Below are 24,680 nucleotides of genomic sequence, written 5' to 3'. Positions count from 1 at the left end.
ATTGTTAGAGAGAGGTCACTAGGTTATGCTTAACCAGCGCCTGTTGCGGAATTTAGATTTTATTCTGATCGCTGTTACTGCCCTGCTTATTCTTGTAAGTCTTGTTATCATCGGTAGTGCTACTCATATCAACACTCCCAGTGAGGACCGATACTGGTATGTGCAGCGTCAGGGTTTTTTTGTCCTGGCTAATATTGCTGTTTTCTTTATTATGCTGAATTTTGACTATAAGTCACTGGAAAGATTCTCAGGTTTTTTGTATATCTTTAATCTGATAATGCTGCTTGCCGTTATGTTTGTCGGGCAAACGGCGCTTGGCGCCCAGCGCTGGATTCAGATCGGCCCCATCAGTTTGCAGCCATCGGAGTTTTCTAAGCTGATTATGATTATTGGGCTGGCCCAGGTATTGGATAAACGAACAGGTAAGCTTAATTCTTTTAAAGATATTATCCCGATTTTTGTCTATGTGGGCATACCGTTTATCCTGGTGTTAAAGCAGCCTGATCTTGGCACTTCCCTGGTATTTATGGCCATATTGTTCGGAATGATTTTTGTAGCCGGCATTAATATGCGGCTCTTAATGTCTATTATTGGGGCAGGTATTGCCTTTATGCCAATTTTTTGGCATTTTTTAAAGGATTATCAAAAAAAACGGTTAACGGTATTTATCGATCCCAATGTGGACCCTTTGGGTTCAGGCTACCACATTATTCAGTCTAAGATTGCCATTGGTTCGGGCATGTTGTTTGGCAAAGGCTTATTTAACGGTACGCAAAGCCAGCTGAACTTTTTGCCGGAAAATCATACCGATTTTATTTTTGCCGTGATTGGGGAAGAACTGGGGTTTGTTGGCGCTGTGATAATTTTGCTGCTGTACCTTATCTTACTCTATCGCGGAGTCAAAATTGCCGGTGGTGCCCGTGATAATTTCGGCACACTGCTGGCAACAGGCATTGTTTCGATGTTAGCCTTTCATCTGCTTGTTAATGTTGGTATGACCGCGGGAATTATGCCTGTTACCGGTATTCCCCTGCCGCTGATGAGTTATGGTGTAAGTTCACTGACCACTAATATGATCAGTATCGGGATATTATTAAATATCTATATGCGAAGGCAAAAAATTTTATTTTGACGGCAAAGCATCGGTTATATTTTATCCCACCGCCATCAGACATCTGCCGACTTCTTTGGCTGTAGTGCCTATTGTACATAGACAGGCTGTGAATGTTGAAACAGCCTGTCTGTTTGTTTTTGCTCTAACAAAATGTATAAGTTTTATGCGCCAGCAGTTTTTCTTATTTGGGTTTGTTGCTGATTGGCGTGGTAGCGGCCTGCCATTGCTGGAGAGGGAATTTTGCCGCTGGTTATAAATCTGTAGTTTTAGCATATATATTCCATAAGAACACTTAAGCCGGTACTTATGGAGGGTTTAGGATGACAAAGCTATGGAACCGTTTAAAAAATCACTGGAATTTTTCTGCCCGCAATACGGAAAAAAACTGGCAATCTTATTATGAAGAAGAACCTGACTATACCTGGCTTAAAAAAATAATAGCAGCGTTAGCGATATTTGCGCTGGTTTACGGTGCCCAGGCATCAAATACCAGAGTTGGACAGGAAGTCACAGGTATTGTTCGTCAGGTCCTGGCGACTCAGACTGATTTTGTCTATTATACAGCCAGAACCATTGAGTATATAAACCGGCATTGGCCTAATGGCGCCGATATATCCGGGATACCTGTGTTGAAACAAATGCAGACAACCATTTCCCGTCCTGCCGATCCTTTGCGCTATATGACTAAACCGGTAGAGGGGCAGATAGTAGCGCAGTATGGCTGGCAGGGCAATACTGCGGTTAAGCAGGATATCTTCCACGAAGGCATTGATATTGCTGCGCCGGCAGGAGCAAGTGTACGTGCAGCGGCTACCGGCAAAGTCAAAATCGTTACCGACAGTGTCCAGTTTGGCACGATCCTTATTATTGACCATGGGCAGAATATCGAGACAATCTACGGTCACTTGACCGATGTATTAGTCAAAGAAAGTGATGAGATCAGTCAGGGGCAGGTGGTGGCACGGGTTGGAAAAACGGGAGCTGCCGTGTCCGTATTGTACTTTGAACTGCGGGAAAATGGCAAAGCTATTGATCCTTTGTCGAGGATAAAGTAGTGTCGCACGATACTGGCAGATAAGGATGTGAAATATGCGGGCCGGGAAGATAGCAGGGGTTGAAATCATAGTAAATAATTGGTTTTTGGGGCTGATTGCCGTATTTGCTGTTGCCGGTCTTGCCGATAAAGCGCTGCTAATTGTTAGTGCCGTTTTATTGCATGAATTGGCGCATATGCTGATGGCAGGCGGCTTAGGTTATAAAGTCAAGCAGGTGGAATTGCTGCCTTTTGGCGCTACGGCGCGCGTAGAACGCCTGGCCGATGCCGGGGCGGTAAGTGAAATAATGATTGCAGCCGCCGGACCACTGGCAAGCCTGGGTCTGGCGGCTTTATGTTATGCCGCAGCGGGGGTGGCAGGCAGTTGGCAGGAAGAGATTTATTTTTATGGCGAAACACACCTTATGTTGGCCGGTTTCAATTTGCTGCCGGCATTACCGCTTGACGGCGGCAGAATTTTGCGGGCTGTTCTTACCCGCAGACGCGACTACCGGGCTGCCACAGCTATTGTTGTAACCATGAGTCATATCATAAGTTGTCTGCTGATCGTGCTGGCAGGATTGATTTTTTTGTTTGATCATACGGTGAATTTGACTATGCTGGTAGCTGCCGGGTTTTTGCTGCTTACTGCCCGGACGGAAAACACGCTGGCCGGATTCCGGACCATGCGTATCCTGGCCAGAAAAAAAGCTGAGCTCATTGCCTGCGGCATTATGCCGACAAGACATCTGACAGCCATTGAGGATGCTGCTATCAGTGAGGTTATTGCCTTATTTGGCCCAGAGCAATATTATATTGTGCATATTGTTGACCAAAATTTCAAATTGTGCGGAGCGCTGACAGAAACCGAAGTGTGGGAGGGCCTCCTGAAAAAGGGGATAAGAGCCAGGATAAAAGAGTTTTTGTAGCCGCATCTTTTTGTCAGGTTTCAAATCTGGCCAAGATGGAAAAAATAAGTCTTGATATTTCCAGTCAAAGAATAGATAATAATTTTTATAGCTGTCGCGCTGCCGGCCGTTGGCTTTTGTCTGAATTCTATTGCAGAAATATACTTTGGAGGTACCTATGTCTTCTTTAGATCCTGTCAGTCCCGGGATTTTGAGCCGGGTCATGAAACCGGCCCGTTACACTGGTCATGAGTGGAACAGTGTTAGCAAAGCCCCTGATGAATATGTTGTAAATTTTGTGCTGGCTATGCCTGATGTGTATGAAGTGGGCATGTCTAATCTTGGGCTTAAAATATTATATGAAGTATTAAATAACCGTCCGGATACGTTTGCGGAGCGTGTGTATGCGCCATGGGTGGATATGGAAGCGGAAATGAGAACCGCTGGTATCAAGCTACATACCTTGGAAAGTAAGCGGCCTGTTGACCAATGTGATATTATCGGCTTTTCCTTACAGTATGAGCTTAGTTACAGTAATGTGCTTAATATGCTTGATTTGGCGGGTATTAGACTTTTGGCTGCCGAACGGGATGAAAGTCAACCGCTGGTAGTGTGTGGCGGCCCATGTGCTTTTAATGCCGAGCCGATGACTGATTTTGTCGATTTTTTTATACTTGGTGAGGCTGAAGAGGTTATAGCCGAGGTGGCCGCTGCTATTGCTGAGTGGAAACAGGCCGGCAGGCCTGGTGGCAAGACGGGGATACTAAAACGGCTTGCCGGCCTGCAGGGAATCTATGTTCCCCGGTTTTACGAGGTAGATTATCAGGCTGACGGTGCAGTGGAGGCGATTAAGCCGCTTATACCGGAAGCCAAAGCCGTTATTGTTAAGCGTGTTATTCAAGAGCTTGATCAGATAATATTTGCGACAAAGCCGATTGTTCCTTTTATTGAAATTGTGCATGATCGCATCATGCTGGAACTGTTCCGGGGGTGTACGCGCGGCTGCCGTTTTTGCCAGGCAGGAGTAATCTATCGTCCGGTTCGGGAACGCAAACTTGAGACATTATTCAAGCATGTGCAGCAGCTGATTGACAATACCGGCTATAACGAAATCTCGCTGGTGTCATTAAGCTCGGCCGATTATTCCTGTCTTAGTCATTTAATTACGGAACTTATTGAGCGGTTTAAAGAGCAGGGAGTAAGTGTGTCGCTGCCTTCGCTGAGAATTGACAGCTTTTCCATTGATTTGGCCAAGCAAGTGCAGCAAGTGAGAAAAAGCGGACTGACATTTGCGCCGGAAGCCGGGACTCAGCGGCTCAGAGATGTTATCAATAAAGGAGTTACCGAGGAAAACCTGACAGAAGCGGTAAGTGCTGCTTTTAAGTCCGGGTGGTCAACCATTAAACTCTATTTTATGATTGGCTTGCCGACCGAGACGGATGAAGATATCGCAGGTATTGCTGCGTTAGCTCAGCGGGTGGCTGATCTGTATAAACAGCTGAAAGGACGCAAAGGGGCCAAGGTAACTGTCAGTGTTTCTTCTTTTGTCCCCAAACCGCACACTGCGTTTGAATGGTTTGGCCAAAACCCGGTGGAAGAGCTTGAACGCAAACAAAAGCTGCTGCGCTCACTCATTAAGGACCGCAGTATTTCGCTAAGCTGGCATGATGCCCGCACCAGTTTTTTGGAAGGCGTGTTTGCCCGCGGTGACCGCAGGCTGGGCAAGGTGCTGCTCCGGGCCTGGCAGAATGGTGCCAAGTTCGACGGCTGGTCTGAACATTTTAACTATGCTGTGTGGATGGAAGCTTTTGCTGCCGAAGGAATTGATCCTGTTTTCTATGCCAACCGGGAACGGGCGCTGCAGGAATATTTGCCATGGGAACACTTATCGGCAGGTGTGGACAAGTCTTTCCTGGCGCGGGAGTGGCAGGCGGCGAAAGATGCTGCGTTTACCCCTGATTGCCGTCATGAAAACTGCATGGCCTGTGGCGTCTGTCAGGAGCTTGAGGTTAACGTTGTGGATTGGGGGCAGGCATAATGGCTAAATTACGGCTTCAGATAACCAAAAGCAATGAAATACGCTATGTTTCCCACTTGGACCTGGCCGGTACAATGGAACGGGCCATTCGGCGGGCTAAGCTGCCGGCCGCCTACTCGGAAGGTTTTAATCCCCATATGAAGCTGGCTTTTGCTTCAGCTTTGGCGGTGGGAGTAACCAGTGAGGCCGAATATCTGGAGCTTGAACTGACTGAAGAAATCAGTGTTGACCAGATAACAGCAAGACTGAAGCCCCAGTTACCTGCAGGCATTACTCTGAAAGCCGCTAAATATGTGGGTGGGCGCAGTAAAGCCCTGATGGCAGTGGTTAATTTGGCAACCTATGAAGTTGTTGCTTCCCTGGCGCCAGGAGCGCACTGGCATACTGTCGAAACGAGCTTGGCAAAGTTTAATAGTGAAGTTGAAGTCATCTATAGTAAACAATCGCCTAAAGGCCGGCGTGAAATTGATATTAAAGAATATCTTGCCACACCGGTTGCCGTGAGGAAAGTGGCCGACAGCCAGCAGGAAGTCATGAGCCTTGGCTTATCGATAAAGATTACTCCCGGCGGCAGTGTCAAGCCGGTTGAAGTGATTGACGCGCTGATTGCCGGTTTTGGACTGCCTGCTGATAAAGACAATGCCTTAATTAATCGCACCGGGCTGTTTGTAAGCGATGGCCGGGTACAGCTATCGCCTATGGAATTATAGGTAGAGAGAACGTAAGAGGAATAAAGTATGAGTAAAAGTATAATCGCCAGCGTGATGCCGGAAGAAACCAGGGTGGCCCTTTTAGAAGCAGGTGAGCTGATGGAAGTATCGGTGGAACGCAGCGAAAGCGGACATTTGGTCGGCAATATCTACAAAGGCAAAGTAAAAAATGTTCTTCCGGGTATGCAGGCCGCATTTGTGGATATTGGCCGGGATAAAAATGCTTTTTTATATATGGGGGATGCGGGTCGTCAAGCCGCCTGTCAGCACTTGACCATCGGCCAGGATGTACTTGTGCAGATTGCCAAGGACGCCATGGGGGACAAAGGACCGCGGGCTACCATTAGTCTGACACTGCCTGGGCGGTATATTGTGCTTATGCCTACCGTCGACTATATCGGTATTTCGCGCCGCATTGAAGAAGAACCCGAACGTGAACGCCTGCGTCAGATTGCCGAGAAAATTCGTCCGGCCGGCATGGGAGTCATTGTCAGAACGGTAGCCATAGGCAAAGGTGAAGAAGACTTAATAAAAGATATGGCTTATTTGGCTAACATGTGGTCAATACTAAGCTCCAGGGCTAAACGCAGCAATGCTCCGGCGCTCATTTACCGGGATGCCGAGCTTGTTGTGCGGATTGTCAGGGACTATCTGACTGAGGATGTTACCGAGTTTGTTATTGATAACCAGGAAGCTTACAACCGGGTTGTTGATTTACTTACCCATATATCGCCCGAGCTGGCAGAGTGTGTTCGCTTGTATACACCAACCGGCCAGGAGAGTGATATATTCAGCCGCTTTAACCTGGATGCCCAGTTGGACAGCCTGCGTAACCGGCGGGTAGAATTAGCCTGTGGCGGCTATTTAGTCATTGATCATACCGAAGCACTTACTGTCATTGACGTTAACACCGGCAAATTTGTCGGCAAGACCAACCTGTCGGAAACGGTATTTCAGACAAACCTGGAGGCAGCGGCACAAATCGTCAGGCAGCTAAGGCTGCGGGATATTGGCGGCATCATTATCATTGACTTTATTGATATGGACAAAGCCGAGCAGCGGGCAGCCGTGCTTGCCGTACTTGAACTGGAATTAAAAAAGGATCGTACCAAATCCAATGTGTTAGGCTTTACCAGCCTGGGTTTGGTTGAGATGACCCGGAAAAAGGCCAGGCAGAGTATTAACGGCATGCTTTACAGCCAATGTCCGTATTGTTTGGGAAAAGGCCGCATTAAATCGCCGGAAACGGTAGTGCTTGACATTAAACGGGATTTAAGAAAGCTAAATAAACGGTCACGGCCGGGAGGAAGGCTGTTAATTCAAGTTCATCCCCAGGTAGCTGACTTGTTAACAAAGCAGGGTGAGCTCAAGCGTCTGGAAGAGGAAACAGCCAGAAGCCTTACGCTAGAACCTGTTGCCGACCTCAATCCGGAGATATTTTCCTTGCTGTGGAAACCAGATTGACAAACTATTACCAGTATGATAATATTTGATGATGTAGGCAGTGTCTACACCACCGCACGGAGAGGTTCCTACAAAAAACGAAACTTTGTTTCGTTTTACCGTATTCGGCGAGTCCTAACACAGGGGAGGTGCAAACTAAACATGTACGCTATTATCGAAACAGGCGGTAAACAATACCGCGTTACTGAAGGCGATGTGCTCAATATTGAGAAACTCGAAGCTGCCGAAGGTCAGACTGTTGATTTTGATCGTGTTCTGACTGTGGTAAAGGACGGCGAGGTCGTTATCGGCAAACCGCTCATTGCTAATGCCAAAGTTACTGCTGAAGTAGTGGCCCATGGCAAAGGCAAGAAGATTCTGGTTTTCAAATATAAAGCCAAGTCCAATTACCGCCGCCGCCAAGGTCATCGTCAGCCGTTCACTAAAGTCCGCATTGCGAAAATTGAAGCATAAGGCCGGACAATGATTACCATTACATTGGTTCGTGATAACAACAAGGCAATTACCGGATTTACGGTCGGCGGTCATGCCAATATTGCGCCACATGGTCAGGATATTGTCTGTGCCGGAGTATCGGCACTGGTCCAATCCTCCATCATGGGAATTGAACGCCATTTGGGGCGGGATATTGAGCTGGTACAGGACACTGATGTTCTTACTATGGAACTTATTGGTCAGCCTGACAGGCTTACGGACGCAATTTTTGCAACAATGCTGCTTGGCTTAACCGAAATTGCCAGACTATATCCTAAAAGTGTTCGTATTATTGAGCACAGGAGGTGAAAGCAAGATGGAAAAATTTAAATTGAATTCTTTTGATTTACAATTATTTGCTCATAAAAAAGGTGTTGGCAGCTCACGTAACGGACGCGACAGCGAGGCTAAGCGCCTGGGTGTGAAGCGTCAAGACGGTGAAGCTGTAACCGCAGGCAGCATTCTGGTGCGCCAGCGTGGTACACATTTCCATCCCGGTAATAACGTCGGTATTGGCAAAGATGATACTTTGTTTGCCAAAGTTCCCGGCAAAGTCGCTTTCGAGCGTAAAGGCCGTTATGACCGGCAAGTTAGTGTGTATCCTGCAGCTGAAGAAGCGATGTAAGAAACGCCTGCGGCCTAATTGGCCGCAGGTTTTTTTTACCCTAACAGAAAGTATAGGTTTTGGGTGCCAATACAAGCCGTGTTTTCTTTAATTTTCAGTGAAAATGTCGAAGTCCGACAGGTATTTTAGCTGCCGGGAGCGAAAGATACATCATCCGCAGTATATTGGAAGGATGATAGTATGACCAATTCCACTTGCCCTGAAGTAGCTACCTGTGCTGATATGATCAAACTGCTTCGTATTCAGCGGCATGATTTTTTAAATCATCTGCAGGTCATCCATGCGATGATACAATTAGGACGGGGCGAAAAAGCACTGCAATATATCGAAAAATTGGCGCACGACCCTGATATGATATCCGATCTGCTTGCCGCCTACCAAAATAAGTCTGTGTAAAAAATATACTTATGCCTGTGGCTGAATCTCTAAACTTCCCGGAGCTTATATGCTTAATTCTTGTTTGCGGAAGCTGGGAGTCTTAGCTGGATTGGCTATCGGATAAGAATGGGTGCGAACGCGCATATTACATATAAAAAATGCAAGGGGATTTCTATGTTTATTGATAGAGCCAAAATTACGGTTAAGGCTGGTAGCGGTGGAAACGGTATGTCGAGTTTTCGCCGGGAAAAGTATGTTCCGAGAGGCGGGCCCAGCGGCGGCGATGGCGGCCGTGGCGCCAATGTAGTATTAATTGGGGATGCCAACCTGAATACCCTTATTGATTTTCGTTACAAGCGCCAGTTCAAAGCCAATAACGGGGCTAACGGCCAGTCCAGCAACATGCACGGCCGCGGTGCGGAAGACTTATTGATTAAAGTACCGCCGGGAACTATTATCAGAGATGAAGCGACCAACCAAATACTTGGGGATATTACCGAACCCGGACAAATGGTTATTGTTGCCAAAGGAGGACGGGGTGGACGCGGTAATGCCCGGTTTGTCAATAGTGTAAACAGGGCACCGACTTTTGCCGAATTAGGAGAACCCGGTGAAGAACAAACACTGCTGCTTGAACTCAAGCTATTAGCAGATGTTGGTTTGCTTGGCTATCCCAGTGTAGGCAAATCCAGTATCTTATCTATGGTATCGGCAGCGAAACCTGAAATTGCGGCCTACCATTTTACCACTTTGTCGCCGGTATTGGGAGTTGTCAGCATTGCTGAAGGCCGAAACTTTGTGCTGGCCGATATTCCGGGATTAATCGAGGGCGCGCATGAAGGTGTGGGGTTAGGGCACGACTTTTTGCGTCATATTGAGCGAACTAAAGTGCTGATCCATGTGCTTGATGTATCCGGGATAGAAGGCCGTGATCCAATAGAGGATTTTCACAAAATTAATAATGAGCTTAAACTGTATAATGAAAAACTGTTTAAGCGGGCACAAATTGTTGCCGCCAATAAGATGGATTTGCCGGAAGCGCAGGAGAATTATCAGCAGGTAGCCGACTATATGAAGGCTGCCGGGCATGAGATTTATCCTATTTCAGCTGCTACCGGCGAGGGTTTGCAGGTTCTTATGCAGCGGGCCTCTCAGCTCCTGGATGCATATGTGGAAGAGCCGGAGGAAATAGAAGAGGCCAAAGTATATGAAGCCAAACCTGAGGACGAATTCTCCATTACCCGGGAAGACGACGGCGCGTTTGTCGTTCGGGGTGACAATATCGAAAAACTGGTGGCCATGACCCGGTTTGGTGATGAAGAGGGCTTACGCCGTTTCCAGGCCATTTGGCGTAAACTGGGAATTGATGCAGAACTCCGGGCAAGAGGAATCCAGGAAGGTGACACAGTTCGTATCGGCGATATGGAATTTGAGTTTAGACCATAGGAGGCTATATTTTGCAAGTGCAAGTGAATGAAACAACACTCACAGGTAAACAAAAACGATTTTTACGGGCGATGGGCAGCACGCTTGACCCTGTGGTGCAGATTGGTAAAAGTGGCGTAATCGACACTGTTACGGAAAGTGCTGAACAAGCATTGGCTGCCAGAGAAATTATCAAAGTCCGGGTGCTGCAAAACAGCCCGGAAGAACCGAAAGCTGCTATTGCCGCACTCGCAAAGGCTACCGGTGCAGAATTAGTACAGGTAATTGGCCGCAACGGCTTACTTTATAAAAAAAATGAGGAAAAATCAAAAATAGAATTGCCGTGAATTGTGGAGGGGAGTATTAGTATGCTTACCAGAGAGAATTTAAGCAGTGCCAACCGTATTGTTGTTAAGGTTGGAACCAGTACATTAACTCATACGACAGGCAAACTTAATCTTTTGCGGATAGAGAGACTGGCACGTGAGTTGTCTGATCTTGCCAATCAGGGAAAACAGATTATCCTGGTTACTTCCGGTGCAGTTGGTGCCGGCATGGATCGCCTGGGACTTAAAGAAAAGCCCAAAACGATTCCTGAAAAGCAAGCGGCGGCGGCTGTTGGGCAGGGAATTTTGCTGCACATTTACGAGAAAATGTTTGGTGAATACGGTCAGATTGTTGCCCAGGTATTATTAACACGCGCCGACTCTGTTAATCGCAAGCGGTATACTAACTCCCGCAACACATTAATGGCGCTCTTGAACCAGGGCGTCATTCCCATTATTAACGAAAACGACGCAGTTGCCATTGATGAATTGAAAATTGGTGATAATGACACACTTTCCGCCATGGTAGCCAGCATTATTGACGCCGATTTGCTGATCATTTTGTCCGATGTGGAAGGCGTTTACACCGCCAATCCTCAGACAGACCCACAGGCCACTCTGCTTGATGAAATTATGGATATTACCCCGGCGATTGAAGAGTTGGCAGGCGGACCAGGCACCCTTCGGGGAACAGGCGGTATGTATACCAAAATACAGGCAGCGAAAATTGCCGTTAATTCCGGGGTAACCATGGTGATTGCCTCCGGCGGCCGGGATGGTGTAGTTCGTGAGGTACTGCAAGGCCATAGGGTAGGCACGATTTTTATTTCCAAAGAAAATCGCCTGCAAATTCGTAAACGCTGGCTGGCTTTTGGCGCCGGCGTGAGCGGCAAGGTAAAAGTTGATAAAGGGTGTGAACAGGCACTGCTAAAGGGCGGCTCCAGCCTGCTGGCTGCCGGAATAACAGCCGTGGACGGTGACTTTGAGCTAGGCAACACCATCAGTATCGTAAGTGACTGTGGGCGGGAACTGGCGCGAGGCATTACCAATTACGGTGCTGATGATGTGAAAAAAGTCATGGGGGTTCACACCCATGAAATTAGTCAGATACTTGGCTCTAAACCCTATGATGAGATTGTACACCGCGACAACCTGGTATTACTGGTATAGAGAGGAGACAAGGTATGGATTACATAAAGGAACTCACCGAAAAAGGCGGCAAAGCTAAGCTCGCAGCCCGCAAACTGGCGACATTATCTACTGCGGTGAAAAACCAGGCACTCTTGGCGATGGCAGCAGCGTTGGCAGACAATCAGGCAGTAATTATTGCCGCCAATGCCAAAGATATTGCGCAAGCAAGGGAAAATGGCATGGCTAAACCCCTCGTTGACCGGCTGATGCTTGATGAAACCAGAATCAAAGCCATAGCTGACGGCTTACGGCAAATTGCGGCACTGCCAGACCCTGTCGGGGAGAGTATCAGCGGCTGGCTGCGGCCTAATGGCCTTAAGGTCACAAAAATGAGGGTGCCATTAGGGGTTATTGGTATTATTTATGAAGCCCGCCCCAATGTTACGGTAGATGCTGCCGGACTTTGCCTAAAAGCCGGTAATGCCGTTATTTTGCGCGGCGGCTCGGAAGCCATCCATTCGAATACTGCTATTGCGTCCATCCTGGCCAATGCCGCGCAGGCGGCCGGCGTACCGGCAGGAGCCATTCAGCTTATCGAGACCACTGACCGTTTGGCTGTCACTGCCATGCTTAAGCTTAATCAATATTTGGATGTAATTATCCCCAGAGGCGGGGCCGGGCTGATTAAGACTGTTGTTGAAAACAGCACGGTACCTGTTATTGAAACAGGTACAGGTGTCTGTCATACCTTTGTCGATGCTGCGGCTGATCTTACCATGGCTCAGGACATTGCCTTCAATGCCAAGGTTTCGCGACCGGGCGTGTGTAATGCCATGGAGACTTTGCTGGTTCATGAAAAAATCGCGCCTCAGTTCCTGCCTGCCATGCTGGAACGGTATATCCAAGCCGGTGTTGAAATAAGAGGCTGCACCCAGACTATGACATATCATACCGCTGTTAAGCCAGCGACAGAAGCAGACTGGGCGGCCGAATTTCTGGATCTTATTCTGGCAGTACGGGTAGTCGGCAGTTTGGATATGGCGCTGGATCATATTGCAACATACAGCACGCGGCACTCGGAAGCCATTGTCACCTGCGACTATGACAATGCTAACCGCTTCCAGCAGGAGGTCGATGCTGCTGCCGTATATGTTAACGCCTCAACCCGGTTTACTGATGGTTTTGAGTTTGGGTTTGGCGCTGAAATCGGCATAAGTACTCAGAAGCTTCACGCCAGAGGGCCGATGGGGCTGCCGGAGTTGACCAGCATTAAATATATAGTAAACGGCAATGGGCAAATACGATAGTTTGGCATAGCAGGCACTGATGAATAAGCTAAAACAGCTGTCAGGTTATTATTATGCTGTAATGAATTATTTGCGTACGCCAAAGGGACGGCATGACGCTGTTGATTATGCGCAGGCAGCCGCCCTTATCGCCGCAGTAGCTGGCATAGTGTGGTTCATCATAACCTGTAGCCGATGACTGACTCGCGCTGAGACTCACGCTTCTCCAGGCAAGAGTAAGAGCGATTAAGTCTCCGGATAAAAGCAGCCAAGCTTTGTGGTGCAGCACTTAAATATCTTTTCATGGTGACAAGCATTTGCTATAATGAAAGTGAATTTGGATTTTTTGGATATTTTGAAAGGCAGATACTATGGTGTGCGCAACAGCTAAAGTAGGTATTATGGGTGGGACCTTTGACCCTATTCATGTCGGTCATTTAGTAACGGCGGAAGCTGTCCGTATTGAATACAACCTGGATAAAGTCTTATTTATTCCTGCCAGCAATCCGCCGCATAAACAAGAATCACTGGTTACGCCAGCCATCCACCGTTATATTATGACAGTGATGGCTACCTATTCTAATCCCCATTTTTTTGTGTCAGGCATTGAACTTGAGCGTTCCGGTCCCTCCTATACGGTTGATACTGTCAGAGCATTAATTGATTGCTATGGTGCCAGTACCGAATTTTATTTTATTACCGGTGCCGACGCGGTAAAAGATTTGCCCACATGGCGGCATATCGACCAGCTTCTGGATTTATGTTTCTTTGTGGCCGCTACCCGGCCGGGCTGCATCAGTTATATTGATCAGGTAATAAAACAGTTTGGCGCCAAAGGACGCCGCAGCATTCAGCGGCTGGCCACACCGGAGCTTGAAATATCTTCAACCGATATTCGTGAACGGGTGAAGAAGGGGCGGTCGATTAAATATATCGTGCCGGAAAGTGTGGAAGCTTACATCTACAAGGAAGGCTTGTACCGATAGTAGTCCGCCAATTTAAAAAGGTAGAATCAGGCAGGCATAAATACCGTGCTTTTGCAAATAATGTTAACGTAAAACTTATTTTGTTTAAAAGTATCCTGAGGTAACGGAGGTGATTCCCTTTGGCAAAAACACTTTATGTCGGCAATCTGCCCTGGACTACTACAGACACAGAGCTTGCAGATACTTTCCGCCCACATGGTTCTGTAATTTCGAGCAGAATCATCACGGATAAGGAAACAGGACGTTCCCGTGGGTTTGGGTTTGTAGAAGTAGAGGACGCTGATGCCGACAAAATGATCGAGGCTATGAATGGTTCTCAAGTCGGCGGCCGGCAAATCGTTGTCAATGAAGCTAAGCCACGGCAAGGGTAAAAGGCCGGTGTAGCAGCTTGTAGTTTATAATAAACTGTAACCCTATATATTAACCTCCTATATATTTAGGAGGTTTTTTATTTGCCTCTTTCAGCAAAGCCAGCAGTTTATTGCACAACCTGCCTGCAATTGTTGGATACTATATATGTAAGAGGATTTTTGCAAAAAACTGCCGAATTTTATCTGATGACTAACCCGCTCTAAGACTCCCGTCTTCTAAAAGTGGGAGTTTAAGAGCGGTTAAGCCCCTGGATAAGAGCGACTAACCTTCAGATGGGGTTTAAAACCCCACCCTGAAGCTAAGTCTACTTTATAATAAGAACAACAAGGTGGTGTCAAATCATGGAGTATAACCAGGCTATGGACAAGCTGTCACAAGTATTGTCTGCCAAACGCTTTCAACATTCATTGGGAGTAAGTCAGACTGCCGGTGAACTTGCCGGCAGATTTGGCGTAGATGTACAAACAGCCCGCCTGGCCGGGCTGTTGCATGACTGTGCCCGCAACATTTCCAGCGATAGCCTATTGCAAAAGGCAGAAGCTTTTGCTATAGTGATGAATGATGTCGAACGTTGCCAACCCGTGTTATTGCACGCGCCGGTCGGCGCATTTCTGGCCAACACGGAATATGGGGTCGATGATCCTGATATTCTGGCTGCCATTAGGCTTCATACTACTGGCGGGCGTACTATGTCAACCTTGGCAAAAATCATTTATCTGGCTGATTGTATAGAACCGGGCAGGAAGTTTCCCGGGGTAGACAAGCTTCGCCGTTTAGCTGACGCCGATCTTAATGCGGCTTTGCTTGCCGCCTTTGATCAGTCCCTTTACTATGTTATTGAGCAAGGCTTGCTTATACATCCGGCCACAATAGAAGGCCGTAATTATTTATTACAAAGATAAAGAAAACACGGCTTACGCCGAGTCTCAGCGAAGGCGAAAGCCGATGTTGCCCTTATCCAGGCGAAAGTTATACTTTCTATCAGGATAAAGAAAACACGGCTTGCGCCGAGCCTTTGGCGGCGATGGAAGCCGATGTTGGTCCTGTTATCTCTTGGAGAGGAGATGATACCATGAACGAAGCAGACAATAAAACAAGACAGCGGCGACGCAAAATTCGCTGGGATCGCATTCTTATTCTGCTGGTGCTGCTGCTGCTGGCGGTAGTGGCTATTGCGGGAGCCACTGTTTATGCATACCTTAGTATGGCTCGTGTACCGGCAGTAACGCCGGTGGTAAAGTCTACCGAACGTCCGCCGGAAACACTTAAGAACAGAGTCAATATCCTACTCTTAGGTCTTGATGATCAAGATCATGAAAACCCTTATGATAAGGCCAGACGATCAGATACCATGATGGTTGCCAGCCTTAATCCGGATGATGGCACAATCAATTTGTTGTCCCTGCCGCGTGACACTAAGGTGAACATCCCCGGACGCAAGGGCTATGACAAGCTTAACCATGCTTACGCTTATGGCGGCGCTGAACTTGCCCGCAGCACCGTGGAGCAGTTTTTGCATATTCCGGTTAATTATTATGTAGTAATTGACTGGCAGGCATTTATCAAAGTCATTGATATTTTAGGTGGTGTGGATCTTTACGTCGAGCATGATATGCACTATCGTGACCCTTACGCTGATCTTACGATAGATATTGATAAAGGCTATCAGCATTTAGATGGTGAAATGGCGGGGCAATATGTTCGATTCCGCAGTGATGAACTTGGTGATATTGGCCGGGTGCAGCGACAGCAGCGTTTTGTAAAAGCCCTGGCTAAAGAGACCATGCAGGTGGGCACTCTCTTAAAGGTACCCGCACTTGTCAGTACCCTTAATCAATATGTTGATACCGATATGTCGGTGATAACTATGGCCAAAGTAGCCAATAGTCTCAAAAGCTTTGACTCAAATAATTTTAATGCGGAAATGCTGCCAGGTGATTTTGCCACCATCGAAGGCTTGAGCTATTGGGTGCCGAATACCGAGCAGACAACACAGGTAATAGAAAAAATGTTTTTTTCTAAAAAGGCAGCCGGTGGCATATCCAGGGATGGTTCAAGTCCGGCCAGCACCAGAAACAACTAAAATGTTCGAGGGTAAAGCTTATTTTTGAGGCTTTACCCTTTTTAGGCAGGAAACTGGCCTGTCTGGTCCGAATAAAATAATTTTGGAAAGAAAAAGCTATAACGAAGAGTTTCCAGGAGGTAATGTTTAACCGATGATTGATAATCATAATTTAGCTGAATTAGCGGCCAAAGCTGCCAGCGACAAAAAAGCGCGTGACATCATTATTATGGATTTGCTGGGAATATCACCAGTTACTGACTCCTTTGTCATTTGCAGCGCTAATTCAACTACCCAAGTACAAGCCATTGCCGATAACATTGTGGAACAGATGGAAGAACAAGGCATTAGGCTGTTGCGTAAAGAAGGATACCGGGAAGCGCGATGGGTGCTACTCGATTATGGCAGTTGTGTGGCCCATATTTTTGTGGAAGATGACCGTGTATTTTACAATCTCGAGCGGTTGTGGAGCGATGCCAAACAAATGTCTTACCAAGGTTAGGTGTGAGTATGGATAGAAATAAACATGCATTCAGGCCTGGTGATGTAGTAGAGCTGGCAGTGGTACGGAAAAGTGACTTAGGCGTATTTTTAGACGCCGGTACAGGCAATACCAGTGATGATATTTTGCTGCATAATGCCCAACAGACAGAACCTGTTGCCGTAGGACAAACTGTTAAGGTATACCTCTATACAGATCCCAAAGGCAGGCTGACGGCCAGTATGCGCCTGCCGCAAATGCGTGAAGGCCAGGTCGCCAGAGTGGAAGTTATTAACACGACCCGTGACGGCACTTTTGTCAATATTGGCGCTGAACGGGGTGTATTCATGCCGCATGCCGGCAGGCGGGGCCTGCCGCGCCGCGGTGAAAAAGTGTGGGTCAAGCTGTATCGCGATAAGTCCGGCCGTCCGGCTGTTACTATGGAGGTGGAAGACGAACTCAGACAGGCTTCCCGGCCGGCTGAAGGCGTTAAAGTCGGTGATATGGTAACCGGGTCGGTATACAATTATAATGAGCAGGGCGCCTTTCTTTTTACTAAAGACCGGTTTATTGCCTTCCTGCACAATGATGAGATGACAGAACGGCCCCGGGTAGGTGCTGAACTTGACACCCGGGTTACTTATATCAGAGAAGACGGCCGCATCAATGTATCCATGCGTCCGGCCAAAGAAAATGCCATGGACGAGGATACCGCCAAAATACTGCAGGTGCTTCGCAGCAGGGGCGGTCAGATGCCTTATAGTGATAATTCACCGCCGGAGATCATTAAGGAAAAATTTAATATAAGTAAGGCGGCCTTTAAACGTGCGATGGGCCGTTTGTTCAAAGACCGGCTTATTGAACAGAAAGAGGGCTGGACTTACTTAATAAATAATGAAGGTGGCGAATAGCCACCTTCATTATTTATTAAGTGGGAAGGGAGTTTTTGCAAGGTGCATGCTTTTTTTTGTCGGCAGGCTTGTCGGTGGGATGCATTTTGTCGGCAAGTTCATTGCTCTTGGTATTGTTTGCCTTCCTTGTCTGTTTGTCAGCCATAGAATAATCCCTCCTTAAAAGTTTGCCTGCGGCACAACTACCGCTTTTTTTTGTTGGGTCAGCCAGGGGTGTGTTTGCCAGCAGTATCCGGAGCTTCTGCGTTGGCCTGGAGGTCAGTGGCAGAGACGGTATCTGTGCTTACCTGATATTTTGACTGGGTAGGGCTTGTGCGCGGCCCTTCACTGATTAACCCTTTAACACCCGCATGTGATTCGCCGGCCATGTTTTTGCCGTTCCAGAAGCCAGTCTTTTTTGTCAAATTATCACCTCCTGTGCTGGTGTTAGTTTTCCCGGATGCAAAATAAGCATGAGCGACAATGATTGCTAATCCCAATGCTTACATGTTTTTTATGATGAGGGAAAGACTATAAATACAAGACAATAAGGAGGAATATTGCATGGACCAGCAGTTACAGACTATTTCTCTGCAGGTTAAAGCACTTAGGCAGCAGCTTAATGAACTTATGCAGAATTCTAATTCGGCTGATGCCGAGATCATAACAGCCAGCAGCACGTTAAGCACACAGCTTGAGGAGTATGCTCATACAATTAATGAAAAACGCACTCCGTCAATGCGAACTTTTTAGCACCGGTTTGGTGGCTGCTTCCGCCAAAGGTCAAGCCATGTTTTCGCTATAAATAGAACGCAGCCCTGCGAATTGCAAATTCGCAGGGCTGCTATGTTATTATTCTGTTGAACGATCGCCATGTACCTGTGGCAACTGACGGGTAATAAGCACTTTGTCAACCCGGGCCTTATCCATGTCAACGATTTCAAAGGTATAGCCGTTCCACTCGAAACTTTCGGCAGTTGCCGGGATGCGGCCAAGGAAAGAGACAATGAAACCGCCAAGGGTTTGAAAATACCCTCTTTCTTCACCGGGAAAATGGTCTACATCCAGTAATTCTTTCAATTCCTCGGCAGAAAGCATACCATCTACCAGCCAGGATGTATCATCACGAATGATGACATCAGGATCTTCATCTTCACCAAGATAGGGCATATCACCGACAATGTGCTCAGCAATATCATAAAGGCTGATCAAACCGGAAATACCGCCATATTCATCAACTACCAGGGCCACATATACATCGGTTTCCCTGATTTTTTCCAGAACCTTCAGGGCTGGGGTGTTTTTGGGAACATAGAGCGGTTGGCGGGCAGCCTCCTCCAGGCGTAAGGGCACTCCGGGAATATAGTTTGCCAGGAGTTCGTTAGAGTAAACAACGCCGATTATATCGTCTAAACTGCCGCGAGCTACCGGAAAAAACAGATGGTTAGAGTTGCGGATGATGCGCAGGTTATATTGATCATTATCTTCAAGATCCAGCCATTTGATCTGGGTCCGGGGCGTCATAAGAGCACCGACGCGCATATCGCCAAGAATAAAAATCTTTTCCAGCATTTCGCGTTCAGATTTTTCAAAGACACCATATTGTGCTCCCTGCCCAATCAGTCCCCTGACTTCCTCTTCTGTTACCGGTGGTTCATCAGGCGCTTTGGTTCCAAGCAGCTTCATTACCATAACTGTCGAAAGACTTAACAAATGGACCAGCGGACGGTTAAGACGTACAAAAGCAGACATGGGTCTGGCAATGGCTGCTGCAATTGGCTCAGGGTTATTGAGCGCCAGTTTTTTCGGCACCAGTTCCCCGATAATCAGCGATAAATAGGTGATTATGCCAACGACAATAGCAAGGCTGATGGCCTCACTGTAACCGCGCAGAAAGGGGATGGTATTTAACGGTACGACAAGATAGCTCGATAATCTGGCTCCGCCAAAAGCGCCTGTCAATATGCCAATCAGGGTAATCCCAATCTGTACGGCGGATAGCAATGGCGTAGGGTCTTCTGCCAGCTTAATGGCGGCCTGCGCGCCCTTACTGCCGCTGGTGGCCATACTTTCTAAACGGCTTTTACGGGAAGAAACAATGGACATTTCGGTCATAGCAAATAGCCCGTTGGCTAAAATAAGAACAAGGATAATTATAATCTCGGTACCAATCGAAGCTGTGTCCAAAATTACAATAGCACTCTCCCTTTGATAAATGTAGACTTGATTCGGGTGGGGTTTTAACCTCATCTGAATCCTAATCGGAATTATCCAGAGGCTTAGTCGCTCGCCTGTGCCCGTAGGGGTAGACTCCCACCTAAAGAGGCGGGAGTCTTAAAGCGAGTTAGCCATTGGATAAAGTAAAATTCATGTACAGGTACAGTCATATCATATCCTTTTATGCACAGTATCAAACACGCGCGGTTGCTATAGGATGATCATGATGGCCATCTCGTTGCTAAACCTCCTTATAATAAACTGCCCGCTGGCTTTGACTGCAGCGGGCAGTGGATATTACAATTCATCAATCACGGTATCGTTTTTTTTACTTCTTTTTATAATATAAGTCACCACACCGACGATGGCAATGAGAATGAGTGAAATGATCAACATATCATCTTTGTGCTGGGTAAACATTTCCACCGCCTGCGGGCCAAAATAATAGATAAGCACACCTTCCAGTAAAAAACGTTTGCCGCGGCCCAGGCAAGAAATGATTAAAAAAATTGACATATTTATTCTTAACGCTCCGGCTGTGATACTGACAAACTTGTACGGAATAGGGGACAAAGCAGCTAGAAATATTGCCAGCAGCGCATTTTTTTCCACAGTGGTGTGTATTTTGCTCAGATATTTGGCCGGCATACACTTACGGGCGGCCGGCAGGCCGATTTTTAAACCGATGCCATAGCCAACTAAACCGCCTAAGACAGATACAACCGTGGCAGCTAGCCCGTAATATATGGCGTAGTGCGGATTTGCTAAAGCTAATGGGATGAGAAGCAGGTCAGGCAACACCGGCGATATAAAGGATTCTGTAAAAGCGGCAAGTAAGAGACCGGGAAAACCCCATTCCAAAAGTATTTCTACTAACGATTCCATTAACACGCTCCTCTCCTTCTAAATAGTTTATCTTACATCCGGGCGTCAGTCAAGGTAAGGAGTGGATAAAATGGCAGGCGGACTTAACCCGGAGCAGTGCAGGATAAAAAAGCAAGAAGAATTAACCAGATGAACAGTTAATTCTTCTTGCTTGGTGGAGATAAGCGGGATCGAACCGCTGGCCTCTTGAATGCCATTCAAGCGCTCTCCCAGCTGAGCTATACCCCCAAATTTTATAATATTACACTGAATTACATTGTAATTATACTTATCTGGCAAGATAATGTCAAGAATTTTACAGAAAAATCCGGGAGCGGCAGGGACTTAATCGCAGCATGAAGAATACTGTGAAAATGTACACTCAGCTAAATTTTACAAGCAAAGTCAGGTGTGGGAAAGAAGGACGAGCATGAATTTGTTTAAGATAGGTCTGCTAATAGAGGGAACAGGCCGCTGCCGCGAGACCTGTTACTTGGCTGTAGAGCAGGGACGCATTGCCGGTATCGGTCAAGCCGGCGATTTTGCTGCTGACTGTGTGGCCGCAGCCGTTGATTATACTCAGTACACCGTTATGCCAGGTCTCGTTGATCCTCATGTCCATTTATTTTTGGAAGGCATTTCAGATGCAAAAGCACGTACTTTGCGCTGGAAGGAGGATAAGGAAACAACACTGCTCCGGGCGGTCAATAACCTAAGGCGAACCATTTGTCAGGGCGTAACGACGGTTCGTGATTTAGGCGGCCCCTACGGGATAAGCACCTTTTTAAAAAAGGCTGTAAATCAGGGAACTATTCCGGGCCCCAGAGTGTTTACGGCCGGACAAGCTATTTCCATAACCGGCGGGCATTTTCATTATGCCGGCGGGCGGGAGGCTGACGGACCGGATGAAATGGTTAAGGCGGTGCGGGAACAGGTCAGAAGCGGTGCCGATTGCATCAAGCTTATGATGACAGGCTGTGTCAACTTTGTTGCCCAAGACGCCGGTATTGTGGAACTGTCGCTGGCAGAAGCCAAGACAGCCGTCAATGAAGCGCAGCGGTTAAACCGGCAGGTTGCTGTACACGCAAACGGTATAGCCGGCGTGCGTCAGGCACTGGCTGTCGGTGTGGCTACCATCGAGCATGGGGCGCTAATTGATGAAGCTACGGCAGATATCATGGCTGACAGTGCTGTGTATTGGATACCCACCCTGGTGCCGTTTGAGCGTATGCTGGACTATGGCCGTACCCATCAGACCAGGACCTTGCCGCCGGCGGGCATTGAGACAGTATACTTGCGGCATAAAGCGATGGTAGTGCGGGCCTATCGGTCAGGTGCCAGGATTGTTGCCGGTACTGATGCCGGAGCACTCGGGGTAGAGCATGGTGATATCTGGCGGGAGCTTTATTTGCTGGCCGAGTGTGGCTTGCCGGCCGCTGCGGTGCTTCAGGCTGCTACCGGCTTAGCGGCGCAGGCGATAGGTGCCGATCAGGAACTTGGGACCCTGGAAATGGGTAAACGGGCAGATTTGCTGGTGCTGGCCGGCAATCCGCTAACCGATATCGCGTGTATAAAAAATGTTGTAAAAGTATTTAAGGATGGGGTGGCTCAATAATCAGTTAATGGAGTTGGTAGTGATGGAAGCAATTGAGAACCTGAAAGCCGGCTTAGCGGCAAACGGCTATCTGGCTGATAATAATTTAGCGGCAGCAATGTATTTGGCCGAGAACCTGGAGAAGCCGCTGCTCTTGGAAGGGCCGGCCGGTGTTGGCAAAACCGAGTTGGCAAAGGCGTGGTCACGGCTGCGCAACCGGCGGCTTATCCGTCTGCAATGTTATGAAGGTCTTGACGAAAGCAAGGCGCTGTATGAGTGGAACTATCAAAAACAGCTGTTATACATCCAGATTGAGGCATTGGCGCAAAGCGGCTGGGAAACAGGGCGGCAGCAGATCTTTGATCAGGAATTCCTGCTAAAACGACCGCTGCTAACGGCGCTTACCAGTCCGGAACCGGTGGTGCTCTTAATTGATGAGATTGACAAAAGCGATCAGGAGTTTGAAAGCTTCCTCCTGGAGGCCTTATCTGACTGGCAGGTAACCATTCCCGAACTTGGCACCATAAGTGCCGTTACCCGGCCGCATGTTGTGCTGACTTCCAATAGCACCCGGGAATTAGGTGATGCGCTGCGCCGCCGGTGCCTGCATTTTCACATTGATTATCCTGATTTTGAACGGGAAATGGCGATTGTTGAGTTGAATGCTCCGCAAATTGACCGGAAGTTTGCCAATCAGCTTGTCGAATTTGTTCAAAATCTTCGCAAACAGCCGCTCAAGAAGCCGCCCAGTGTTACCGAGAGTATTGATTGGGCATTATCCATGCATCTTTTTGGCGGCGAATTAACGCCAGAAGCAGTCCGCGCTACGCTTACCGCACTGCTCAAATATACCAAAGACCGTGAGCTTGTCGCCGATAAGCTGCCATATTTACTTAAGCCATGAAACATTTGATTGTCGAATTTGTCCGTTTACTGCGGAAAGCCGGTCTAACGGTAACCACCATGGAAGCCGCCGATGCCCTGCGGTCGGCCGAACTCATTGGCTTTAACCCGGTGCTGCTGCGGGGCGTGCTGGAAACCACGCTGGTCAAAAGCATGTGGGAGCGGCCGGTCTTTGCTGCTTTATTTGATCTTTATTTTGATTTAGCACCGCCGGCGTCCGAACAAGCGGCTCATAATCAGGAACTGCTGACAATTAAAGCCGCTACCGCTGATGGCAGTGGCCGCAGTTCAGCCGGCGCCGGTGGCGATGCCGAAGGTCTGCTGGAAACCATTGATAGTCAGCCGGCCGTTGTGCTGGAAGACTTGGCCAGGCAATTTACCAGAGATATAGCTCTTGCCAGTGCAGAGCCGGAAGAAATATCGCAAAAGCTGCGGGCTGTTCAGGTCAAACTCAGATGGTTTGAAGCCGTTAACAAAATTGAGCGTCAATATGTAAATAAACAGATGAAAGAAGGCCGGTTTCAGAATTGGCAAAAGCTGTTTGCTCAGTTGGAGGCACTTATCCGCCGGGAACTGGAGCGTAAAGCGGTCAGGCAATTTGGCCGTCAGCATATCGTGCAGCTGGTTGAGTATGCTAACATCAGGCGCCGGGAATTTGATGGCCTGGCTGCGGCAGAAATTATCACCGTGGAGCAGGAGATTGCCAAACTGGCCAAAAAATTGGCCGAAAGGCCTGGCATTCGGCTGCGGCGGGCCAAACGCGGCAAGGTGGATCTTCGCCGCACCTTCCGGGAAGTAGTTCGCACCGGCGGCTGCCCGCTGCATTTAAAATACCGGGATAAGAGCAAGAGTAAGGTGGATTTATGGCTATTATGTGACGTTTCCAACTCGGTAGAACAGTTTAGCCGGTTTATGCTGCAACTGGTGCAGGCGGCTAACAGGCGTTATGCCAACATCCGCTCGTTTGTGTTTGTTGATGAAGCCGTTGAAGTTACCGAGTGGTTTAAAAATCAGGATGTTAATGCTTTTTTGCAGGCCAGGCATTTACGCGACCGATTTAACCGCCGGGTAGGTTTGTCACGTTATGATTTTGTTTTTGAACAACTGGCCCGGCATGAGCTTTCGGCCATTAGTAGCCGCACTAAACTAATTATTTTAGGGGATGGCCGGAATAACTGGCATCCGGGCGGGGCGGACGAACTGGCTAAAATTGCCGAACAGGCTGAGGCCATCTACTGGCTGAATCCTCTGCCGGAGAAAGAGTGGTTTGCCGGAGACTGTCTCATGCAAGAGTATTTGCCATATTGCCGGCAAGTGTTTGAATGCCGCAATTTGGAGCAATTAACCAATGTAGCCAGCCATATTCTATAAATGGGCCGACTAGTATATTCCACAGTAA

Annotated in this window: 29 protein-coding genes and 1 tRNA gene; 25 read left to right on the top strand and 5 right to left on the bottom strand. The window is 47.8% G+C overall.

Annotated elements, in window-relative coordinates:
* The first annotated feature begins 25 nt into the window (after positions 1 to 25).
* From rodA to GT1_RS02265, 21 genes are all read left to right on the top strand, one after another.
* Positions 26 to 1,132, top strand: coding sequence for a rod shape-determining protein RodA (gene rodA / locus GT1_RS02365; protein ID WP_075754610.1), 1,107 nt, complete (start codon positions 26 to 28; stop codon positions 1,130 to 1,132).
* Between the two features lie 302 nt (positions 1,133 to 1,434).
* Positions 1,435 to 2,169 carry a M23 family metallopeptidase gene (locus GT1_RS02360; RefSeq protein ID WP_188397106.1) on the top strand — a complete coding sequence of 245 codons (735 nt, stop codon included), beginning with the start codon at positions 1,435 to 1,437 and terminating at the stop codon, positions 2,167 to 2,169.
* Positions 2,170 to 2,203: 34 nt separating this feature from the next.
* Positions 2,204 to 3,076 carry a site-2 protease family protein gene (locus tag GT1_RS02355; RefSeq protein ID WP_188397105.1) on the top strand — a complete coding sequence of 291 codons (873 nt, stop codon included), beginning with the start codon at positions 2,204 to 2,206 and terminating at the stop codon, positions 3,074 to 3,076.
* A gap of 157 nt (positions 3,077 to 3,233) precedes the next feature.
* Complete coding sequence (locus GT1_RS02350; RefSeq protein WP_188397103.1) at positions 3,234 to 5,093, top strand: TIGR03960 family B12-binding radical SAM protein; 1,860 nt, start codon at positions 3,234 to 3,236, stop codon at positions 5,091 to 5,093.
* A complete protein-coding gene (locus GT1_RS02345) occupies positions 5,093 to 5,803 on the top strand; it encodes a TIGR03936 family radical SAM-associated protein (RefSeq protein WP_188397102.1) in 711 nt (236 codons plus the stop codon). The genes GT1_RS02350 and GT1_RS02345 overlap by 1 nt, the downstream gene beginning before the upstream one ends.
* Positions 5,804 to 5,830: 27 nt before the next feature.
* Positions 5,831 to 7,267: an Rne/Rng family ribonuclease gene (locus GT1_RS02340; RefSeq protein WP_188397101.1), complete on the top strand. Its 1,437-nt coding sequence runs from the start codon at positions 5,831 to 5,833 to the stop codon at positions 7,265 to 7,267.
* 141 nt (positions 7,268 to 7,408) lie between these two features.
* The gene (gene rplU / locus GT1_RS02335) at positions 7,409 to 7,720 is read left to right on the top strand and encodes a 50S ribosomal protein L21 (protein WP_075754622.1); all 312 of its coding nucleotides are present in this window, start codon (positions 7,409 to 7,411) and stop codon (positions 7,718 to 7,720) included.
* A gap of 9 nt (positions 7,721 to 7,729) precedes the next feature.
* Positions 7,730 to 8,050 (top strand): ribosomal-processing cysteine protease Prp, encoded by a 321-nt coding sequence (locus GT1_RS02330; RefSeq protein WP_188397100.1) that lies wholly within the window; start codon positions 7,730 to 7,732, stop codon positions 8,048 to 8,050.
* 22 nt (positions 8,051 to 8,072) lie between these two features.
* On the top strand, positions 8,073 to 8,366 hold the full coding sequence (gene rpmA / locus GT1_RS02325; RefSeq protein WP_109298216.1) for a 50S ribosomal protein L27: 294 nt from the start codon (positions 8,073 to 8,075) through the stop codon (positions 8,364 to 8,366).
* A 180-nt stretch (positions 8,367 to 8,546) separates the two neighbouring features.
* Entirely contained in the window at positions 8,547 to 8,762 is a 216-nt protein-coding gene (locus GT1_RS02320; RefSeq protein ID WP_188397099.1) for a Spo0B domain-containing protein, read from the top strand.
* 156 nt (positions 8,763 to 8,918) lie between these two features.
* Entirely contained in the window at positions 8,919 to 10,190 is a 1,272-nt protein-coding gene (gene obgE, locus GT1_RS02315; RefSeq protein WP_188397098.1) for a GTPase ObgE, read from the top strand.
* Positions 10,191 to 10,213: 23 nt separating this feature from the next.
* The gene (yhbY, locus tag GT1_RS02310; protein WP_075756012.1) at positions 10,214 to 10,516 is read left to right on the top strand and encodes a ribosome assembly RNA-binding protein YhbY; all 303 of its coding nucleotides are present in this window, start codon (positions 10,214 to 10,216) and stop codon (positions 10,514 to 10,516) included.
* A gap of 21 nt (positions 10,517 to 10,537) precedes the next feature.
* Positions 10,538 to 11,665, top strand: a complete 1,128-nt coding sequence (gene proB, locus GT1_RS02305) for a glutamate 5-kinase (RefSeq protein WP_075754632.1) — start codon at positions 10,538 to 10,540, stop codon at positions 11,663 to 11,665.
* Between the two features lie 14 nt (positions 11,666 to 11,679).
* Complete coding sequence (locus GT1_RS02300; protein WP_188397096.1) at positions 11,680 to 12,933, top strand: glutamate-5-semialdehyde dehydrogenase; 1,254 nt, start codon at positions 11,680 to 11,682, stop codon at positions 12,931 to 12,933.
* 19 nt (positions 12,934 to 12,952) lie between these two features.
* Positions 12,953 to 13,111 carry a hypothetical protein gene (locus tag GT1_RS02295; protein ID WP_188397094.1) on the top strand — a complete coding sequence of 53 codons (159 nt, stop codon included), beginning with the start codon at positions 12,953 to 12,955 and terminating at the stop codon, positions 13,109 to 13,111.
* Between the two features lie 172 nt (positions 13,112 to 13,283).
* On the top strand, positions 13,284 to 13,898 hold the full coding sequence (gene nadD / locus GT1_RS02290) for a nicotinate-nucleotide adenylyltransferase (RefSeq protein WP_075754638.1): 615 nt from the start codon (positions 13,284 to 13,286) through the stop codon (positions 13,896 to 13,898).
* 119 nt (positions 13,899 to 14,017) lie between these two features.
* On the top strand, positions 14,018 to 14,269 hold the full coding sequence (locus GT1_RS02285; RefSeq protein WP_075754640.1) for an RNA-binding protein: 252 nt from the start codon (positions 14,018 to 14,020) through the stop codon (positions 14,267 to 14,269).
* A gap of 342 nt (positions 14,270 to 14,611) precedes the next feature.
* Positions 14,612 to 15,172: a bis(5'-nucleosyl)-tetraphosphatase (symmetrical) YqeK gene (gene yqeK / locus GT1_RS02280; protein ID WP_075754642.1), complete on the top strand. Its 561-nt coding sequence runs from the start codon at positions 14,612 to 14,614 to the stop codon at positions 15,170 to 15,172.
* A 170-nt stretch (positions 15,173 to 15,342) separates the two neighbouring features.
* Entirely contained in the window at positions 15,343 to 16,353 is a 1,011-nt protein-coding gene (locus GT1_RS02275; RefSeq protein ID WP_188397092.1) for an LCP family protein, read from the top strand.
* A 133-nt stretch (positions 16,354 to 16,486) separates the two neighbouring features.
* On the top strand, positions 16,487 to 16,834 hold the full coding sequence (gene rsfS / locus GT1_RS02270; protein ID WP_188397090.1) for a ribosome silencing factor: 348 nt from the start codon (positions 16,487 to 16,489) through the stop codon (positions 16,832 to 16,834).
* Between the two features lie 8 nt (positions 16,835 to 16,842).
* Positions 16,843 to 17,724 (top strand): S1 RNA-binding domain-containing protein, encoded by an 882-nt coding sequence (locus GT1_RS02265; RefSeq protein ID WP_188397084.1) that lies wholly within the window; start codon positions 16,843 to 16,845, stop codon positions 17,722 to 17,724.
* Positions 17,725 to 17,740: 16 nt separating this feature from the next.
* Here the strand turns inward: GT1_RS02265 and GT1_RS22485 are convergent, their stop codons facing one another.
* Positions 17,741 to 17,869 (bottom strand): hypothetical protein, encoded by a 129-nt coding sequence (locus tag GT1_RS22485; RefSeq protein WP_255430392.1) that lies wholly within the window; start codon positions 17,867 to 17,869, stop codon positions 17,741 to 17,743.
* Positions 17,870 to 17,927: 58 nt separating this feature from the next.
* The gene (locus tag GT1_RS02260; RefSeq protein ID WP_075754650.1) at positions 17,928 to 18,128 is read right to left on the bottom strand and encodes a hypothetical protein; all 201 of its coding nucleotides are present in this window, start codon (positions 18,126 to 18,128) and stop codon (positions 17,928 to 17,930) included.
* A 139-nt stretch (positions 18,129 to 18,267) separates the two neighbouring features.
* Between GT1_RS02260 and GT1_RS02255 the strand changes: the two genes are divergently transcribed.
* On the top strand, positions 18,268 to 18,456 hold the full coding sequence (locus tag GT1_RS02255; protein WP_188397082.1) for a hypothetical protein: 189 nt from the start codon (positions 18,268 to 18,270) through the stop codon (positions 18,454 to 18,456).
* Positions 18,457 to 18,555: 99 nt separating this feature from the next.
* On the opposite strand, the gene GT1_RS02250 is transcribed toward GT1_RS02255, so the two are convergent.
* The 3 genes from GT1_RS02250 to GT1_RS02240 all read right to left on the bottom strand — a co-directional run bounded on the left by GT1_RS02250 (position 18,556) and on the right by GT1_RS02240 (position 21,033).
* Positions 18,556 to 19,890: a hemolysin family protein gene (locus GT1_RS02250; RefSeq protein WP_223226003.1), complete on the bottom strand. Its 1,335-nt coding sequence runs from the start codon at positions 19,888 to 19,890 to the stop codon at positions 18,556 to 18,558.
* 327 nt (positions 19,891 to 20,217) lie between these two features.
* Entirely contained in the window at positions 20,218 to 20,805 is a 588-nt protein-coding gene (locus tag GT1_RS02245) for a YqaA family protein (RefSeq protein WP_075754656.1), read from the bottom strand.
* A 152-nt stretch (positions 20,806 to 20,957) separates the two neighbouring features.
* Positions 20,958 to 21,033, bottom strand: a tRNA-Ala gene (locus GT1_RS02240).
* A 181-nt stretch (positions 21,034 to 21,214) separates the two neighbouring features.
* Here GT1_RS02240 and GT1_RS02235 point away from each other — a divergent pair.
* The 3 genes from GT1_RS02235 to GT1_RS02225 are packed head-to-tail and all read left to right on the top strand — an operon-like array spanning position 21,215 to position 24,652.
* The gene (locus tag GT1_RS02235; RefSeq protein WP_188397078.1) at positions 21,215 to 22,399 is read left to right on the top strand and encodes an amidohydrolase family protein; all 1,185 of its coding nucleotides are present in this window, start codon (positions 21,215 to 21,217) and stop codon (positions 22,397 to 22,399) included.
* A gap of 22 nt (positions 22,400 to 22,421) precedes the next feature.
* On the top strand, positions 22,422 to 23,282 hold the full coding sequence (locus tag GT1_RS02230) for a MoxR family ATPase (RefSeq protein ID WP_075754660.1): 861 nt from the start codon (positions 22,422 to 22,424) through the stop codon (positions 23,280 to 23,282).
* Positions 23,279 to 24,652: a VWA domain-containing protein gene (locus GT1_RS02225; RefSeq protein WP_188397076.1), complete on the top strand. Its 1,374-nt coding sequence runs from the start codon at positions 23,279 to 23,281 to the stop codon at positions 24,650 to 24,652. Before GT1_RS02230 ends, GT1_RS02225 begins: the two co-directional genes overlap by 4 nt.
* Positions 24,653 to 24,680: the final 28 nt, after the last annotated feature.

It is taken from the genome of Sporomusa sp. GT1 (assembly GCF_014634905.1).
In the GTDB taxonomy this organism is placed as follows: Bacteria; Bacillota; Negativicutes; order Sporomusales; family Sporomusaceae; genus Sporomusa; species Sporomusa sphaeroides.
The sequence above is the reverse complement of the archived record's forward strand: the minus strand, read 5'-3'. Positions and strand labels throughout refer to the sequence as shown.

What these genes read in the sequence shown, in the direction of transcription:
- GT1_RS02225 (WP_188397076.1), top strand. Translation starts at nt 23,279, where the DNA reads ATGAAACATTTGATTGTCGAATTTGTCCGTTTACTGCGGAAAGCCGGT.
- GT1_RS02255 (WP_188397082.1), top strand. Translation starts at nt 18,268, where the DNA reads ATGGACCAGCAGTTACAGACTATTTCTCTGCAGGTTAAAGCACTTAGG.
- yqeK (WP_075754642.1), top strand. Translation starts at nt 14,612, where the DNA reads ATGGAGTATAACCAGGCTATGGACAAGCTGTCACAAGTATTGTCTGCC.
- rplU (WP_075754622.1), top strand. Translation starts at nt 7,409, where the DNA reads ATGTACGCTATTATCGAAACAGGCGGTAAACAATACCGCGTTACTGAA.
- GT1_RS02360 (WP_188397106.1), top strand. Translation starts at nt 1,435, where the DNA reads ATGACAAAGCTATGGAACCGTTTAAAAAATCACTGGAATTTTTCTGCC.
- GT1_RS02295 (WP_188397094.1), top strand. Translation starts at nt 12,953, where the DNA reads ATGAATAAGCTAAAACAGCTGTCAGGTTATTATTATGCTGTAATGAAT.
- GT1_RS02345 (WP_188397102.1), top strand. Translation starts at nt 5,093, where the DNA reads ATGGCTAAATTACGGCTTCAGATAACCAAAAGCAATGAAATACGCTAT.
- GT1_RS02340 (WP_188397101.1), top strand. Translation starts at nt 5,831, where the DNA reads ATGAGTAAAAGTATAATCGCCAGCGTGATGCCGGAAGAAACCAGGGTG.
- GT1_RS02230 (WP_075754660.1), top strand. Translation starts at nt 22,422, where the DNA reads ATGGAAGCAATTGAGAACCTGAAAGCCGGCTTAGCGGCAAACGGCTAT.
- rodA (WP_075754610.1), top strand. Translation starts at nt 26, where the DNA reads ATGCTTAACCAGCGCCTGTTGCGGAATTTAGATTTTATTCTGATCGCT.
- rsfS (WP_188397090.1), top strand. Translation starts at nt 16,487, where the DNA reads ATGATTGATAATCATAATTTAGCTGAATTAGCGGCCAAAGCTGCCAGC.
- proB (WP_075754632.1), top strand. Translation starts at nt 10,538, where the DNA reads ATGCTTACCAGAGAGAATTTAAGCAGTGCCAACCGTATTGTTGTTAAG.
- GT1_RS02350 (WP_188397103.1), top strand. Translation starts at nt 3,234, where the DNA reads ATGTCTTCTTTAGATCCTGTCAGTCCCGGGATTTTGAGCCGGGTCATG.
- GT1_RS02245 (WP_075754656.1), bottom strand. Translation starts at nt 20,805, where the DNA reads ATGGAATCGTTAGTAGAAATACTTTTGGAATGGGGTTTTCCCGGTCTC.
- GT1_RS02265 (WP_188397084.1), top strand. Translation starts at nt 16,843, where the DNA reads ATGGATAGAAATAAACATGCATTCAGGCCTGGTGATGTAGTAGAGCTG.
- GT1_RS02300 (WP_188397096.1), top strand. Translation starts at nt 11,680, where the DNA reads ATGGATTACATAAAGGAACTCACCGAAAAAGGCGGCAAAGCTAAGCTC.
- GT1_RS02235 (WP_188397078.1), top strand. Translation starts at nt 21,215, where the DNA reads ATGAATTTGTTTAAGATAGGTCTGCTAATAGAGGGAACAGGCCGCTGC.
- GT1_RS22485 (WP_255430392.1), bottom strand. Translation starts at nt 17,869, where the DNA reads ATGGCTGACAAACAGACAAGGAAGGCAAACAATACCAAGAGCAATGAA.
- GT1_RS02330 (WP_188397100.1), top strand. Translation starts at nt 7,730, where the DNA reads ATGATTACCATTACATTGGTTCGTGATAACAACAAGGCAATTACCGGA.
- nadD (WP_075754638.1), top strand. Translation starts at nt 13,284, where the DNA reads ATGGTGTGCGCAACAGCTAAAGTAGGTATTATGGGTGGGACCTTTGAC.
- GT1_RS02355 (WP_188397105.1), top strand. Translation starts at nt 2,204, where the DNA reads ATGCGGGCCGGGAAGATAGCAGGGGTTGAAATCATAGTAAATAATTGG.
- GT1_RS02275 (WP_188397092.1), top strand. Translation starts at nt 15,343, where the DNA reads ATGAACGAAGCAGACAATAAAACAAGACAGCGGCGACGCAAAATTCGC.
- GT1_RS02320 (WP_188397099.1), top strand. Translation starts at nt 8,547, where the DNA reads ATGACCAATTCCACTTGCCCTGAAGTAGCTACCTGTGCTGATATGATC.
- obgE (WP_188397098.1), top strand. Translation starts at nt 8,919, where the DNA reads ATGTTTATTGATAGAGCCAAAATTACGGTTAAGGCTGGTAGCGGTGGA.